This window comes from Pseudomonas sp. G11-1, assembly GCF_024031555.1.
GTDB classification, from domain to species: Bacteria; Pseudomonadota; Gammaproteobacteria; order Pseudomonadales; family Pseudomonadaceae; genus Halopseudomonas; species Halopseudomonas bauzanensis.
Window position 1 is genome coordinate 240,755 of the sequence record NZ_QEYQ01000002.1, and the last position, 15,854, is coordinate 256,608.

At 59.7% G+C, this 15,854-nt stretch carries 9 protein-coding genes; 5 read left to right on the forward strand and 4 right to left on the reverse strand.

The genetic code is table 11. The features are described 5' to 3' along the window. Positions 1 to 167: 167 nt before the first annotated feature. Positions 168 to 2,909, reverse strand: coding sequence for an aconitate hydratase AcnA (acnA, locus tag DHB74_RS07275; RefSeq protein ID WP_499161380.1), 2,742 nt, complete (start codon positions 2,907 to 2,909; stop codon positions 168 to 170). A gap of 181 nt (positions 2,910 to 3,090) precedes the next feature. Here acnA and glmS point away from each other — a divergent pair, with 181 nt between their 5' ends. Continuing rightward, positions 3,091 to 4,917, forward strand: coding sequence for a glutamine--fructose-6-phosphate transaminase (isomerizing) (glmS, locus tag DHB74_RS07280; RefSeq protein WP_499161119.1), 1,827 nt, complete (start codon positions 3,091 to 3,093; stop codon positions 4,915 to 4,917). 61 nt (positions 4,918 to 4,978) lie between these two features. Here glmS and DHB74_RS07285 read toward each other — a convergent pair whose 3' ends face one another. Then, positions 4,979 to 7,162, reverse strand: a complete 2,184-nt coding sequence (locus tag DHB74_RS07285) for a heavy metal translocating P-type ATPase (RefSeq protein ID WP_499161120.1) — start codon at positions 7,160 to 7,162, stop codon at positions 4,979 to 4,981. A gap of 81 nt (positions 7,163 to 7,243) precedes the next feature. Here DHB74_RS07285 and cadR point away from each other — a divergent pair, with 81 nt between their 5' ends. Then, on the forward strand, positions 7,244 to 7,648 hold the full coding sequence (gene cadR / locus DHB74_RS07290) for a Cd(II)/Pb(II)-responsive transcriptional regulator (RefSeq protein ID WP_456236213.1): 405 nt from the start codon (positions 7,244 to 7,246) through the stop codon (positions 7,646 to 7,648). A 6-nt stretch (positions 7,649 to 7,654) separates the two neighbouring features. Here the strand turns inward: cadR and DHB74_RS07295 are convergent, their stop codons facing one another. Both DHB74_RS07295 and DHB74_RS07300 read right to left on the reverse strand, forming a co-directional pair. Beyond that, positions 7,655 to 9,709: an acyltransferase family protein gene (locus DHB74_RS07295; protein ID WP_499161121.1), complete on the reverse strand. Its 2,055-nt coding sequence runs from the start codon at positions 9,707 to 9,709 to the stop codon at positions 7,655 to 7,657. 3 nt (positions 9,710 to 9,712) lie between these two features. Next, the gene (locus DHB74_RS07300) at positions 9,713 to 10,699 is read right to left on the reverse strand and encodes an ATP-grasp fold amidoligase family protein (RefSeq protein WP_074779996.1); all 987 of its coding nucleotides are present in this window, start codon (positions 10,697 to 10,699) and stop codon (positions 9,713 to 9,715) included. 225 nt (positions 10,700 to 10,924) lie between these two features. Between DHB74_RS07300 and DHB74_RS07305 the strand changes: the two genes are divergently transcribed. The 3 genes from DHB74_RS07305 (at position 10,925) to DHB74_RS07315 (ending at position 15,853) form a co-directional block, all read left to right on the forward strand. Further along, positions 10,925 to 12,037, forward strand: a complete 1,113-nt coding sequence (locus tag DHB74_RS07305) for a protein kinase domain-containing protein (RefSeq protein ID WP_280165536.1) — start codon at positions 10,925 to 10,927, stop codon at positions 12,035 to 12,037. A 212-nt stretch (positions 12,038 to 12,249) separates the two neighbouring features. Continuing rightward, complete coding sequence (locus DHB74_RS07310; RefSeq protein WP_074780001.1) at positions 12,250 to 14,475, forward strand: polysaccharide biosynthesis tyrosine autokinase; 2,226 nt, start codon at positions 12,250 to 12,252, stop codon at positions 14,473 to 14,475. 55 nt (positions 14,476 to 14,530) lie between these two features. Further along, a complete protein-coding gene (locus DHB74_RS07315; protein WP_499161122.1) occupies positions 14,531 to 15,853 on the forward strand; it encodes a UDP-glucose dehydrogenase family protein in 1,323 nt (440 codons plus the stop codon). The last annotated feature ends 1 nt before the right edge of the window (position 15,854 follow it).

Sequence of the window (15,854 nt, forward strand, 5' to 3'; positions counted from 1 at the left end):
GCTGGATGCCTGGGAGGTTCGAGCACCAGCTCGTACCGGAATTGGCCGGCAACACCTGCGTTACCGGCTGACTCCGCCATCGAGTCCGATCGCGCCCCCCGGGCTCGTCGCTCCCAGGGCTTTTAACGCCCCTCGGACGGCTCAACGTCCGCGGGGGCATCGCCGACTTACCCTTTACCCTCCGCCAATAAACCCCGCAGCACATAATGCAGGATCCCACCGGCCTTGAAGTAATCCACCTCATTGCCGGTATCGATCCGGCACAGCACCTCGAACTCGATCTGGCGACCGCTCGGATGATGCGCCGTGACCTTGAGCATCTGCCCGGGGCGCAGGTTGTCGTCGATGTCGGGGATATCCAGCACCTCGTGCCCGTCCAGCTGCAGCGTCGGGGCATTCTGCCCATTGATGAACTGCAGGGGTAACACGCCCATGCCAACCAGGTTGGAGCGGTGGATACGCTCGAAACTCTCAGCAATGACGGCTTTCACACCCAGCAGGTTGGTGCCCTTGGCTGCCCAGTCGCGGCTGGAGCCAGTGCCATACTCCTTGCCCGCCAGTACCACCAGGGGCGTGCCTTCGGCCTGATACCGCATAGCCGCATCGTAGATGGACATCCGCTCACCGCTGGGAGTATGGATAGTCAGGCCACCCTCCTCGCCACCGAGCATGCGGTTGCGGATGCGAATATTGGCGAAGGTCCCGCGCATCATTACTTCGTGGTTGCCGCGCCGCGAGCCATAGGAGTTGAAGTCTTCCGGCTTCACACCCAGCCGTTGCAGATATTCCCCAGCCGGTGAGCTGGACTTGATAGTCCCCGCCGGCGAGATATGATCCGTGGTGATCGTGTCACCGAACACCGCCAGTACCCGGGCCTGATGGATCGGCTGCAGCGGCTCCAGTGGCTGATCAATGCGCTCGAAATAGGGAGGGTTCTGGACATAGGTCGACTGACTGTCCCAGGTGTAGGTATCCCCACCGCTCACGCTGATTGACTGCCAATGTTCATCGCCGGTGAATACATCAGCGTAACGGCGACGGAACATGTTGTCTTCCACCAGTGCCACCGCCTCGGCAATTTCGGCATTGCTCGGCCACAGATCACGCAGGTATACCGGCTTGTTGTCACGGTCCAACCCCAACGGCTCTTCCTGCAGATTCAGGCGGCTGTCGCCAGCCAGCGCATAAGCCACCACTAAAGGCGGCGACGCCAGCCAGTTGGCCTTGACCTGCTGATGCACCCGCCCCTCGAAGTTGCGGTTGCCGGACAGTACCGCCGATACCACCAGATCATGCTCACTGACCGCATGGCTGATCGGCTCCGGCAGCGGGCCGGAGTTGCCGATACAAGTGGTGCAGCCATAGCCGACCAGGTTGAAACCGAGCTGGTCCAGATAATCGATCAACCCGGCCCGCTCCAGATAGTCGGTTACCACCTTGGACCCCGGCGCCAATGACGACTTGACCCACGGCTTGCGCTGAATGCCACGCTCGACCGCTTTCTTGGCCAGCAACCCCGCCGCCATCATGACGCTGGGGTTGGACGTGTTGGTACAAGAGGTGATGGCGGCGATCACCACCGCGCCGTTTTTCAGGACGTGCTCTTCGCCATCGATGGTCACACAGACTTCACCGCGCGGGCCACCCACCGCCGTACCGCCACCACCTTCGTCTTCCAACCGCTCGACATCAGTGGCAATGGTCGCCGTCTGCAGCGCCAGCAACTCCTCGAACGCCTTGGGTACCTGGCCCAGGGGCACCCGATCCTGGGGGCGGCGCGGCCCGGCCAGGCTCGGCTCGACCTCGTTCATATCCAGATGCAGGGTATCGGTGAACACCGGCTCATGACCCGGCTCACGCCACAGCCCCTGCGCCTTGGCGTAGGCTTCAACCCGCTCGACGACCTCCTGGGGGCGGCCGGTCAGGCGCAGGTAGCCTAGGGTAATATCATCAATGGGAAAGAAGCCGCAGGTGGCGCCGTACTCCGGCGCCATATTGGCAATGGTGGCGCGATCGGCCAATGGCAGGTCTGCCAGACCGTCGCCGTAGAACTCGACGAATTTACCCACTACCCCGTGCTGGCGCAGCATCTGGGTCACCGTCAGCACCAGATCGGTGGCGGTCATGCCCTCACGCAACTTGCCAGTCAGCTTGAAGCCCACCACCTCGGGGATCAGCATGGACACCGGCTGGCCGAGCATGGCCGCCTCGGCCTCGATGCCGCCGACGCCCCAGCCCAGCACGCCCAGGCCATTGACCATGGTGGTGTGCGAATCCGTGCCCACCAGGGTGTCCGGATAGGCCCACCACTGCCCATCGCTCTCTGCCGCCCAGACACTCTGCGCCAGATACTCCAGGTTTACCTGATGGCAGATGCCGGTACCCGGCGGCACTACCCGGAAATTGTTGAAGGCCTTCTGGCCCCAGCGCAGGAAGGCATACCGTTCACCGTTACGCTGCATCTCCATCTCGACATTGCCTTGGAAGGCCGCATCGTTGCCGAAGTGGTCCACCATCACCGAGTGGTCGATGACCAGGTCCACCGGTGACAGCGGATTGATCCGCTGCGGGTCGGCACCGGCCCGCGCCACGGCATCGCGCATCGCGGCCAGATCCACCACCGCCGGCACCCCGGTGAAGTCCTGCATCAACACCCGCGCGGGCCGGTATTGGATCTCCCGGTCCGAATGCCGCTTGACCAGCCAGTCAGCCATCGCCTGGATATCCTCGCGGGTCACCGTTTCACCATCCTCGTGACGCAGCAGGTTCTCCAGCAGCACTTTCAGCGACATCGGCAACCTGTTGATCTCGCCCAGCAGTTCACCGGCCTTGGGCAGGGAGTGATACTGATAGGTCCTGTCACCCACTTGCAGGCTGCTCAGGGTTTGCAAACTGTCAATCGACATCAGGCGCCTCCTCTTGGTAGTACGTTGACCGGCAGGTCACTCTCGAACCCTGTACGCCGGCCGATAGCTTTCAGAATAGTCCAGATAACAGAACAATTCAGAACATGGCCGAAGCGCAATATCGTGCACCCGGCCTACCGGTGATAAACTGCGGTCTTTGCAGCTAGCAAACAAGGAATATCCCATGTGCGGAATCGTCGGCGCCGTCGCCCAGCGTAATATCACTCCCATCCTGCTCGAAGGCCTGCGCCGGCTGGAATACCGCGGTTATGATTCGGCCGGGGTTGCCGTATTCGACGCCGACAGCGGCATCCAGCGGGTACGCGCCACCGGCAAGGTAATCGAGCTTGAGAACGCACTCGCTGCCACTCCCGCCATCGGTAACCTGGGCATCGCCCACACCCGCTGGGCAACCCATGGCAAACCGGCCGAGCATAATGCCCATCCACATGTATCCCAGGGACTGGCGATCGTGCACAACGGCATCATCGAGAATCACTCGGCGCTGCGCCACAGGCTGATCGATCTGGGCTACGTGTTCACCTCCGAGACCGATACCGAAGTGGTCGCGCATCTGATTGCCTGGCATTACAGCCAGACGCGCAATCTGCTGCAGGCCTTCCGCAACGCCCTGGGCGAACTGCACGGTGCCTACGCCCTGGCATTGATCCACGAGGACGAACCGCAGAACCTGTATTGCGCCCGTATGGGCAGTCCGCTGGTCATTGGCGAAGGCAGTGGCGAATCCTATATCGCCTCCGATCCGCTGGCGCTGCTGCAGGTGACCGACCGCTTCCGTTATCTGGATGAAGGTGACCATGCCCGCCTGACCATCGATGGTTGCGAGATCTGGGATCGTGAACACGCCAACGTCGAGCGCCCGGTCAAACGCTACGAGCATGCGGCGCATAGCCTGGACAAGGGTGAATACCGTCATTACATGTTCAAGGAAATCTTCGAGCAGCCCGAGGCCATCAGCAATACCCTCAGCGGCACCCTCGGCGATGACCACGTGCTGACAGCCATCCTCGGTCCAGATGCCGAAAGCCGTCTGGCGCAGGTGCAGAATATTCATATCGTCGCCTGTGGCACCAGTTATCATGCTGGCCTGGTTGCACGCTACTGGATCGAATCCCAGGCCGGCTTGCCCTGTCAGGTCGAGGTTGCCAGCGAATACCGCTATCGCACTGTGGTGGTGCCGGCCAATACATTGCTGATCACCATTTCCCAGTCAGGTGAAACCGCCGACACCCTGGCCGCCCTGCGCTTCGCCAAGGACCAGGGTTATCTCGCATCGCTGGCCATCTGCAACGTGGCCGGCAGCTCTCTGGTCCGTGAAGCCGACTGGCGACTGCTGACCCAGGCCGGCCCGGAGATCGGCGTGGCCTCGACCAAGGCCTTCACCACCCAGCTGGTGGCGCTGCTATGGCTGACTACCGCGCTGGTGCAGGTGCGCGGCCTGTCGCCCAAACAGGTGGCCGCGAACGTCGCCGCCCTGCGCCAACTGCCGCCGTTGATTGAGGCGGTACTGACATTGGAGCCAGCCATCACCACCCTGGCCGAGCGCTTCGCCAACAAGCACCACGCCTTGTTCCTCGGTCGCGGCCCGCACTACCCTATCGCCATGGAAGGTGCGCTCAAGCTGAAGGAGATCTCCTATATTCACGCTGAAGCCTACGCCGCCGGCGAGCTAAAGCATGGCCCATTGGCGCTGGTCGATGAAGACATGCCCGTGGTCAGCGTCGCGCCCAGCGACAGCCTGCTGGAAAAACTCAAATCCAACCTGGAAGAAGTGCGCGCACGGGGCGGACAGCTGATCACCTTCGCCTGTGAAACCATCGAACAACCCGGTGATGACAGTGACACCATCAGTTTGCCGCAGGTCGATGACATCATCTCGCCAATTATCTACACCATCCCCCTGCAATTGCTCAGCTACCACGTGGCGCTGGTCAAAGGCACCGACGTGGATAAACCCCGAAATCTGGCCAAATCGGTGACGGTGGAGTAGGCGTAGGCCCTCTCCCCTCGCGGGAGAGGGCTGGGCCCGCCCAGCTCCACATCAAATCACCTCATCCTCGCAGCAACCGCAACCCATTCGCCACCACCAGCAAACTCGCCCCCATATCGGCAAAGACCGCCATCCACATGGTCGCATCCCCGGTAAAGGTCAACACCAGAAATACCGCCTTGATTCCCAGAGCCAGCACAATGTTCTGCATCAATACCCGCGAAGTCGCCCGAGACAGCCGTACGAATGCCGGTATCTTGCGCAGATCATCACTCATCAGTGCCACATCGGCAGTCTCGATGGCAATGTCGGTGCCCGCCACGCCCATGGCAAAACCGATATCGGCCCGCGCCAACGCCGGGGCATCGTTGATGCCGTCACCCACCATGCCCACCTTTCCTGCATCAGCCAGGCGTTCGATGGCCCGCGCCTTATCTTCAGGCAACAGGTTACCCTCGGCGCGGTCGATGCCGGCTTGATTGGCGATTGCTCGCGCAGCATGGGGATTGTCACCGCTGAGCATCAGCGTGTGGATGCCCAGCTCATGCAACTCGGCCAGGGCCTCGCGGCTACTGTCCCGGATCGTGTCGGCGACGGCAAACAGGCTACGCACCTCGCCCTCGACCACCAGCAACACCACGCTTTTGCCCTGCGCTTCCAGATTGGCGACCGGCAACCCTTCCGCCGCCCTACTTAGCCCCAGTTCTTCCAGCAGCCGCTGATTGCCAAGGTGACACAGCCTGCCGTCGATCACACCACGTGCTCCCCGGCCCGGCAGCGCTTCGAAATCCGTTACCTCATGCAGCGCCAGCCCCTCCGCCAACGCCGCATCGGTGATGGCCCGAGACACCGGATGGTCGGATCGCCGTGCCAGACTGGCCGCCAGCGTGCGACTGTCAGCCGGATCATGTCCTGCCAGGGGAATGAAATCAGTCTGGACCGGCTTACCGTGGGTAATGGTTCCGGTCTTGTCCAACGCCAACCACCGCAGCTTGTGGCCTTCTTCAAGGTAAGCCCCGCCCTTGATCAGGATGCCTTGCCGGGCGGCCGCCGCCAGTCCACTGACGATGCTGACCGGCGTGGAGATAACCAGTGCACAAGGACACGCGACGACCAGCAGCACCAGGGCCCGGTAGATCCAATCCAGCCAACCGCCGGCCATGAACAGCGGCGGCAATACCGCCACCGCTACCGCCAGGGCGAATATGGCAGGCGTGTACCAGCGGGCAAAGCGGTCAACGAAACGCTGGGTGGGTGCACGACTGGCCTGCGCCGCCTCTACCGCATGGATGATGCGTGCCAGCGTGGATTGGTCGGCTGGCGCAGTGACACCCAGTTCGAAAGACCCGGACTCGTTGATGGTACCGGCGAACACCACGTCCCCCGGCGCCTTCTCGACCGGCAGACTCTCGCCGGTGATGGGTGCCTGGTTCACGGTCGAGCGCCCTTCCAGTACCTCGCCATCCAGGGCGATACGCTCACCGGGGCGTACCCGTACCCGACTGCCGACCGTAACCTGCCTGGCCTCTACTTCCAGCCAGCTACCATCAGGTTGCTGCACCGTAGCTCGCTCCGGCGCCAGATCCAGCAGTTTGCGGATGGCATTGCGGGCGCGGTCCAGAGACCTGGCCTCGATGACCTCCGCCAGGGCAAAAAGCACCATTACCATTGCCGCTTCCGGCCAGTGGCCGATCAGCATGGCCCCAGTGACAGCGATGGACATCAGCGCGTTGATGTTGAGGTTGCCATGTCTGAGAGCGATCCAGCCCTTGCGGTAAGTGGAAAGACCACCAGTGAAAATGGCGCCCAATGCCAACAGCATCACCAGCCAGTGATTCCCGCCCTGAACCCAATACACGACTTCCGCCGCACCAGCGGCAACCAACGCGACAACCAAGGTCCACCAGCGAGTATTGCTCTGCGCCGGAGGCGGCGCTTCGCCCCGATCATCGTGCTGCACCGCCCGCATACCGATGGCCGCCAGGGCGCGCTCCACCGGTACCAGCGAAGCCAGATTGTGATGCACAGTCAGTTTGCGCTGGAGCAAGTTGAAGTCCAATCCCACGATACCGGGCAGACCGGCGAGCTTATTGCGGATCAGCGCCTCTTCCGTGGGGCAGTCCATATTCTCCACGTGATATCGGGCAACCGCCGCAGCTGTCCCTGCCGGCTGGGTCATCTTCGGGATGACAGTGGCGGCATGGACGCTGTCGCAGCCGCATTCTCTGGTTGGCACTTCGCTCATGGCATTTCCTTGACTTGTCGTTCGGTATTGGGATTAGAATCCCTATAGCCACTATAGAGTCAAGCGGGAGCAAACATGGATATCAGAATCGGCGAACTGGCCCGACGTACCGGCTGCGAGGTCGTGACCATTCGTTACTATGAGAAAGAGCGACTGCTGCCGGAACCAGCGCGCAGCGAGGGGAATTATCGGCTCTACAACGAAGCCCACCTCGAGCGGCTGCAGTTCATTCGCCATTGCCGCTCGCTGGACATGTCGCTCGGGGAGATTCGGGCTCTGCTGAGTCTGCGGGAGAACCCTACCCTGGATTGCAGTGAAGTGAATGCCATGCTGGACACGCACATCCAACAGGTGGAAGACCAGATTGAAGCTCTGGGTCAACTCAAGCAGCACCTGATAATATTGCGCGAAAAATGCGCCGGCGTCCGCCCGATGGAAGCCTGCGGAATACTGCAGGGCCTGACGGACAGTTCATGTCATACATAGAAGCCGTCAGCGCTCAACAAGATGGCGCTCGGCATGCTCTTGCATCGCTTGGTCGATTTCTTGTCCCAGATAGCTGCTCAGGGATTTCATGTAGACGGTCGAAATATGGCTCTTGTCCTTGTAGACCAGAACGTTGCCCACGACCGCCGGACAGGTATCACGGGTACAGAAATAATCGCTCATATCGATGAAATGCGCGGCTGTACCCGCAACGTTCAATTGCTCCAGCACCAGGGTCTCCGTCAAGGCAGCGTTGCGCGGCCGGGAACATTGGGGTGAGTTTGCCCCGTTCATATCGACGCAGGTCGGTACATGAAAACCCATGAAAGGAGTATCGCGCACCGCGAGTACCTTGAAGCCCAGCGCCTGCAGCTTTTGCCACTGCTGCACGTAACCTTCAGGCACATGCTCGGGCTGATCGACTGTCATCGCTACCGTGGCTGTGGTGAAGACGAAATCCGGTTCGAGTTCGGCAATAGCCGCGAGTACATTGTCGTTCCATTGGGCACAGGAGTTCTGCCGATTCTCCGGTGATTCCTCAGCCAGCGCGGTAAAGCGGCAACCATTCTTGGTATAGCTCACCAGTCGCCAGTTGCGCTGCTGGGCGATGACATCCAGGGCGGGCACCCAGTGCGTGGCGTGCGAACTGCCGGCCACCGCGATAGTCATCTCCCCGTCGGCGCTCCCGTAATGGCAAGGCGTGGCCTCGGTACCATACAGGCCCTGGTGGCAACCTTCCCGGTAGGGTCTGGGAACATCCTTGCTGGCCATAAAGGGTTCCGGAACAATGGCAGCATGGGTGACGCCTCCGGAGGGGCTGCCATCAGCCAGCACCCGGGCACCAGGATAGAGAGTGGCGTCGACTACTTCGGGCACCCGGTATTCCTCGGTCAGGTCCTTCACCTCGTTGCGCCACAGCAGGATTGCCAGCACCAGCGGGGCCACTGCCGCCAGCCCGGCCGCGTAGGCAAAACCAGGAGACCGTCGCCCGAGGTGTTTGCGTAGCGGTTTTTCGACCAACCGGGTAGTGAGCCAGGCCAGGATCAACGACAGCAGCATGATCACCACTCCGCCATACCAGGTGGTGGCCGGTTCACCGAAACTCGCCCGCAAGAAAATCATCACCGGCCAGTGCCACAGATAGAAGGCATAACTGATCCCGCCCAGCCAGACCAATGGCCGGATCGACAGCAAGTTCCGTGCGCTCAACGGCAGCATGCCCGCACCGGCACCAAGCACCAGCGCCGCGCCCAGCGAGGGCCACAACGCGGCATAACCCGGGAAGCTCAGCGACACATCCAGCAGAAACCCGCAGCTGACGATGGCGGCCAGCCCTATCCAGCCCAGCGGCCGGCGCAAACTACCATTGACCGTTATCCATGGCGTGATGGCGACAAGCCCCCCGAGTGCGAACTGCCAGACCCGGGCAAAGGTGTTGAAATAGGCAAAAGTCTGATTCGCCGCGGTATGGATGATGGAAAACCCGAGCGAGAGAATGAACACACTGACGAAGGTCAGCAATAGCCCCCGTCGTTGGCTCAGTGCCAAACGTGAACTCAGATACAGCGCCAGCATGACCACGAATGGCCAGAGCGCATAGAATTGCCCCTGCGCCGACAGCGCCCAGTAATGTTGCACCGGGCTCGGCAGATTGTCTCGCGCCAGATAATCCACCGAGTTCAGCACCAGCAGCCAGTTCTCCATATAGAACATCGCCGCCAGGCTTTCCTTCATTGCGGACATCCACAGCGAACGGGGTAACAGCAGCCAGGTCCCCAGCAATACTGCCGCGATCACCAACAGAGCGGCCGGCAATAGCCGCCGCGCCAGCCCCGCCCAGAACACCAGCGGTCGCACCCGCCCCTGCTGGTCGTATTGCCTGAGCAGTGAGAGCGTGATCAGGTAGCCAGACACCACGAAGAATACATCCACCCCGCCGGAGACTTTGTTCATCCAGATGTGGAAGATGGCGACCAGCAACGCCGCCAGCGCTCTCAGACCTTCGATATCTCCGCGGAATGCCCCGGTATCCGACACACCGGTAGTTACAGGCTTGCCCATGATTCACCCCAACTCGTTGACCGCATCATGAAAATGGCGGCCGCGTCCAATCGCTTCGAGGGTAATAGCCGACAGCGGCAGCTCCGGCCAACGAAACAATGCCCCCAGTTTCAGGTCCCACTCCGCGGGGTACAGCTTGAAAGCCCCGGCTCCAGGGGTGAAAGTGATCTCCCCCACGTAGATCCGCCCCTCGAACACATACATGTCCACCCGGCAATAGCCAAAAGGTTGCGCCAGCCGCCGGGCAACATCGAGCATCTCGGCCAGCTCGGCAGGAGCGCGGGTAATGCCGGTATCGATACTGGGAGGCAACGTCTCGCCAAGACGGAACGGCAATTCCTGCCAATCTGCGGAGAACAGATTCTGGGTCATACGGCCGAACCGCCCGTTAATCACCTGGATAAACAGGTAGCTATCCCCTTCCACGGGGTTGAATACATGAATCTTGTAATCCGCCGGCGGCCCATTGGCTGTCAGTAATGCCTGTTCGAACAGCACCTGAGGGCGGATGGCCTTGTAATGCCGTTCGCCCCGACGTCGGGAAAAGTCGTCTCGCAACCAGGCATTACTCAACGCTGCAAGTTGCTCCATGTCTTCCCGAGACTTGTCGGAAACAATCTTGACCGCACCGCTGCTGTTATTCGTTTTCATGACAAAACTATCAGGCAAACATTCAAACTGTGACGCAGTTACCACTTCCATGGCGGCATACAAGGGAACATTGAATCTGTCTCCTACAGTGTCTCGAATATAATCACGAACCAACACCTTATCGGCCAGGCGTGAAAAATGTGGCAAGGGATAGCGCATTCGATGATGCAACTTTTCGGACAACCTTTGCGGGTCGCGGAAATTGCACAGTTTCCTGTGCCGTTTCAGGTATCTGAGTTGGTACTCAGCCCACTCCGGGAGCATATCAACGACCGACAAGGTAAACGAAGATTTCACCATCCTGGCCAGCTTTTCGGAGAACTTATCATCAACATCCATATAAACACCCCAACAAGTGAGGAAACCCCTGACCCGGCGCGGCAATATACGACTGCCCATGCCAATTTCAAAACATTCAGGCACGAAACCGAGCGGTGCGCCTTCACGAATCAGTAACGACTACAGCGTAATAACCGATCTATAACCAATTGCTAACGAACAAAACTTAATCTTGAATTATCTGCCTTAATATCCGGCGTGACCCATGCAGAGAGGGAGATAGCAATGGATTTACTGCACAAGCGACCTGCCAGGCTGTATCGATATTTTTTCGGTACAGCGGAGTTTAACGAAGCGCGCTTCGAACTTAGAATCGATGGATCACCGGTAGCAATCGAACGCAGGCCCTTGGTGTTGCTGGCAAAAATTCTCGAGCACGCCGACGAGGTAGTAACCAAGGGAGAGTTATTGCATACCGTCTGGGGCGGGCGGATTACCGTGGAAAACGTACTCGCCAACGCCATGGCCAAACTGCGTAAGGCGCTGGGCGTCAATGCGCTGCTGTTGGTCACCATCCCCCGGGTCGGCTACCGGATCAAAGGACCGGTGAAGAAAATGGAGGCTCAGGCCGATTGCGATATCATTCCGACACAGCCATACGTCGGCGCAGGCGCAGCCATCGGCGACCCCCTGTTCACCAGCGCCCGGATAGCGCCGCCCGCCCCCTCGTTCCACCATCTGGATGTAATTCCCCTGAACCCCGCCGGATTCGATCGGGCTGGAATGATTCTGGATGCGGGCACCGCAATGAATACAACGCATGCGGGAGCACGCGCCTTCCACCATGCAGGTGGCGCTACCTTGGAAGCCTGGGCCGGACAGCGTCACCTGGACATCATGCCAATCGAACAACGGCTCAACCTGTTCATGAGCTTGGCGAGGGAAGTGTCCGAGCAACACTCCAGAGGCACTGTCCATGCGTTCTTGCAACCGGACAATCTCATCGTTGCGGATAACGGCCGCATTCGGATTACCGCACCGGAAAAGTCCCTGGCGAATCCCGGGCAGCCCCATAAAACAAGCTGCTGCTGCTTTTACCGGGCGCCGGAAACCTACCGCAACGACGATGTAACCCCGCGCAGTGATATCTACTCGCTGGGGATTCTGCTGTATCAGTTACTAACATCGGATTTTTCCCGACCGCTGCTTCCCGACTGGCGACAGGACATTACCAACAGATCGCTCCAGCACATCATCGAAGCAGCCACGCACTCCTGCCCTTCATTGCGCCCGGAGTCCGTGGAAGAATTTATAAAACCGTTGTACACCCATCGTATCGGACATCACCAGAAGCCTGAAATCTGGACGGCGACCTCAGCCAGCATGCTCCGGCAGTAACGAACTTTTTATTACCAACTGCCTTTCTCAAACGTGCAGTAGCCGTTGTGGCTGCCGTATGCCCGCCTGAGAAGTTCAACCATACATAGCGACAACAGTCTTCAGGATCCGACTGCAAATCCTGGGGCGGTAGCGTGCCTGAAGCCTCACCCCAACCCAGTTGGAACCGACGCTTCAAGACCACTTCATCATGCGCATGCGCAAGGGAAATCATGCAAAACATCACCTCCCCCTATCGGAACCAGAGCAGTACCGACGAAATCGACTTGGCGGTGCTCTTCGGCGCGTTGATCGATGGCAAATGGATCATCGCCGGATTGACCCTGGGGTTCGCTCTACTTGGCATGACCTACGCCATTCTGACCACCCCGATATACCAGGCCAACGCTCTGATCCAGATTGAAGAAAAGAGTGGTGGCCTGGCAGGTATGTCGGAGCTGTCGGATGTATTTGGCGGCCCCTCCAAGGCCGTTACCGAGATCGAGCTGATCAAGTCCAGAGCGGTGATCGGTCAGGCGGTTACCAACCTCAAGCTGGATACGGTAGCGGCACCCAATTACTTTCCGGTTTTCGGCGAATGGGCCGCGCGGCGCTTCCAACCCGAGTTCGCTGGTGAGCTGGCCCTGCCCTGGTTTGGCCTGGTCGAATACGCCTGGGGCGGTGAAGAGCTGGAAATATTCCAGCTACATGTACCTACCGCTTACCTGGACACACCGCTTACCCTGGTCGCCGGCGCCCATGACTACTTCAGTCTATATGACGGCAATGATGAGCAACTGCTGACCGGCCAGGTCGGTCAACAGGTCGAGCAGAACGGATTCAGGGTGCAAATCGCCAGGCTCCAGGCCCGTCCCGGCACCCGCTTCACAGTAGCCCGAAACCGCCTGCTGAACACCATCATGTATTTCCAAAGCGAGCTAGACGCCAGCGAGCGCGCCAAGGATTCCGGTATCATCAGCCTGTCCCTGCAACACGCCGATCACCAGTATGCGATCCGGGTTCTGGACGAAGTCAGTCGACTCTATGTGCGCCAGAACGTCGAACGTAACTCGGCGGAGGCCGCGCAAAGCCTGCAGTTTCTGCGTGAACAGCTGCCCCAGGTACGCTCCGAGCTGGAGCGCTATGAACAGGCACTGAATGACTTCCAGATGAGCAGCAGGTCCGTGGACATCTCCATCGAGACCCAGTCAGTGCTGAACCAGATCATCGAGCTGGATACCTTGATCTCCGAACAGGAACTCAAGCGTACCGAGCTGCAGCGCCGCTTTACTGGTGAGCACCCGTCCTATCAGATTCTGCTGGAGCAGACCCAGCAACTGCAGCGCCAGCGCAACGAATTGAGCAAGAAGGTCGATGAACTGCCCGAGACTCAACAGGAGCTGCTGCGGTTGTCACGTGATGTTGCGGTAACCACCGAGGTATATACCGCAATGCTCAACCGCTCGCAGGAACTGGACGTCCTGCGCGCCGGCACCGTCGGGAACGTGCGTATCATCGATGCAGCCGACGCCAGCGTGTCGCGTCCCGTCAAGCCGCGCAAGACTATTGTCACCATCCTGGCCACGCTGTTCGGCGGGTTCCTCGGCGTCGCCCTGGTCCTGCTGCGCCAGATGCACAATCGCGGAGTGGAAAATCCCGAACTCATCGAACAGCTCGGCCTGCCGGTCTATGCTGCCATTCCCTTCAGCAAAGATCAGGAACATCTGGAGAAGCAGATGCGCAGTAATAGCCGCGCCGCGCAACGTGACAGTCTGATCCTGGCGCTGAAGAACCCCGCCGACCTCGCGGTGGAGTCCTTGCGGCGCCTGCGTACCAGCCTCCATTTCGCCCATGCCGAGGCGATGAACAATGTCTTGATGATCTCGGGACCCAGCCCCTCCGTGGGCAAGTCCTTCGTCGCCGTGAACCTGGCCGCCAGCATGGCTCAGACCGGACAGAAAATCCTGTTGATCGACGCGGATATGCGTAAGGGCTACCTCAACAAGGTATTTCGGCTACCGGCAAGGGATGGTCTGTCCGATCTGCTGACTGCCCGCATCGATATCGACACCGCCATCCAGCGCACCGAGATGGACAACCTGCACTTGATGGCACGAGGCCGCATTCCACCCAACCCATCCGAACTCCTGATGCATGAGAACTTTCGCCGTTTCCTCAGGGAGATCGACAACCGATACGATCTCATCATCATTGATACCCCACCGGTACTGGCCGTCACCGATGCCTCCATCGTCGGCCGTGAAGCCGGTATCAGTCTGCTGGTCACGCGTTTCGGACAGAATTCGGCCAAGGAGATCGAAGCCGCCAAACGCTGCTTCGAACAGGACGATATTCAGCTCAAAGGGGCCATCTTCAATGCCGTAATCAAAAAGTCATCCGCCTATGGATACAGTCAGTACGGCCATTACTTCTACGAATACAAATCGGAAAAAGCATAGGCCCCTCACTCACCCGACTGCCATAGAAGCGCGCTGGATTCTCTGAGGAATTATCATGAAAGTAACCGTATTTGGTACCGGCTATGTAGGATTGGTGCAGGGCGCCGTGCTGGCAGAAGTCGGCCATCACGTTATCTGTGTGGATGTGGATCCGGGCAAGATCGAGCGTCTGCAACAAGGTCAGATTCCGATCTACGAACCCGGCCTGGAAAACCTGGTGCGCGACAACCACGCCGCTGGCCGGCTGCAGTTCACCACCGACGCCCCTGTCGGGGTCCGTCATGGCACAGTGCAATTCATCGCGGTCGGCACGCCGCCGGATGAAGGTGGTTCCGCCGACCTGCAGTATGTCCTGGCCGTCGCCGCCACCATTGCCGAACACATGGATGGGCACCGCATCATCATCAACAAGTCCACGGTGCCGGTGGGGACCGCGCGTCAGGTCTGCGAAACGGTCAACGGCGTGCTGGCCAGGCGCGACGACCCGGCGCTCACCTTTGATGTCGTGTCCAATCCCGAGTTTCTCAAGGAAGGTTCAGCGGTGGCCGACTGCATGCGCCCGGACCGGATCATCATAGGGACCGACAGCAGCGACGCCGAGGAAGTGATGCGCGAGTTGTATGCGCCCTTCAATCGCAACCATGAAAAGATCATCGTCATGGATGTGCAGAGCGCCGAACTGACCAAGTACGCAGCCAATTGCATGCTGGCGACCAAGATCAGTTTCATGAACGAAATGGCCAATCTGGCCGAGTTACTCGGCGCGGATATCGAGATGGTACGCCAGGGTATCGGCTCGGACCCGCGCATCGGCTACCACTTCATCTACCCCGGTGCCGGCTATGGCGGTTCCTGTTTCCCCAAGGACATCCAGGCGCTGATACGAACCGCCGAAATCGTCGATTTCGATGCCCGGCTGCTACGAGCTGTGGAGTCACGCAACCAAGAGCAGAAGACCATGCTGTTTCGCAAGATTTCCCGACACTTTCAGGGGGACCTCCACGGCAAGACCTTCGCCATCTGGGGGTTGGCCTTCAAACCCAATACCAATGATATGCGCGAAGCACCCAGCCGGGTGTTGATGGAAGCGCTCTGGAAAGCCGGCGCACGGGTCCGCGCCTACGATCCCGAAGCCATGGAAGAAACTCAGCGCCTTTATCTGGATTGCGATGAGCTGCAGCTGTGCGGTACCAAGGAGTCGGCACTCAAGGGGGCCGATGCCCTGGTCGTGGTGACCGATTGGCAGGCTTTCAAAGCGCCGGATTTCGAGCTGATTCGCAACTACCTCAACAAGCCGGTGGTCTTCGACGGCCGTAACCTCTATGACCCCAGACGCATGGCGAAGAACGGCTTTCAATACTACGCCACCGGACGCTGAG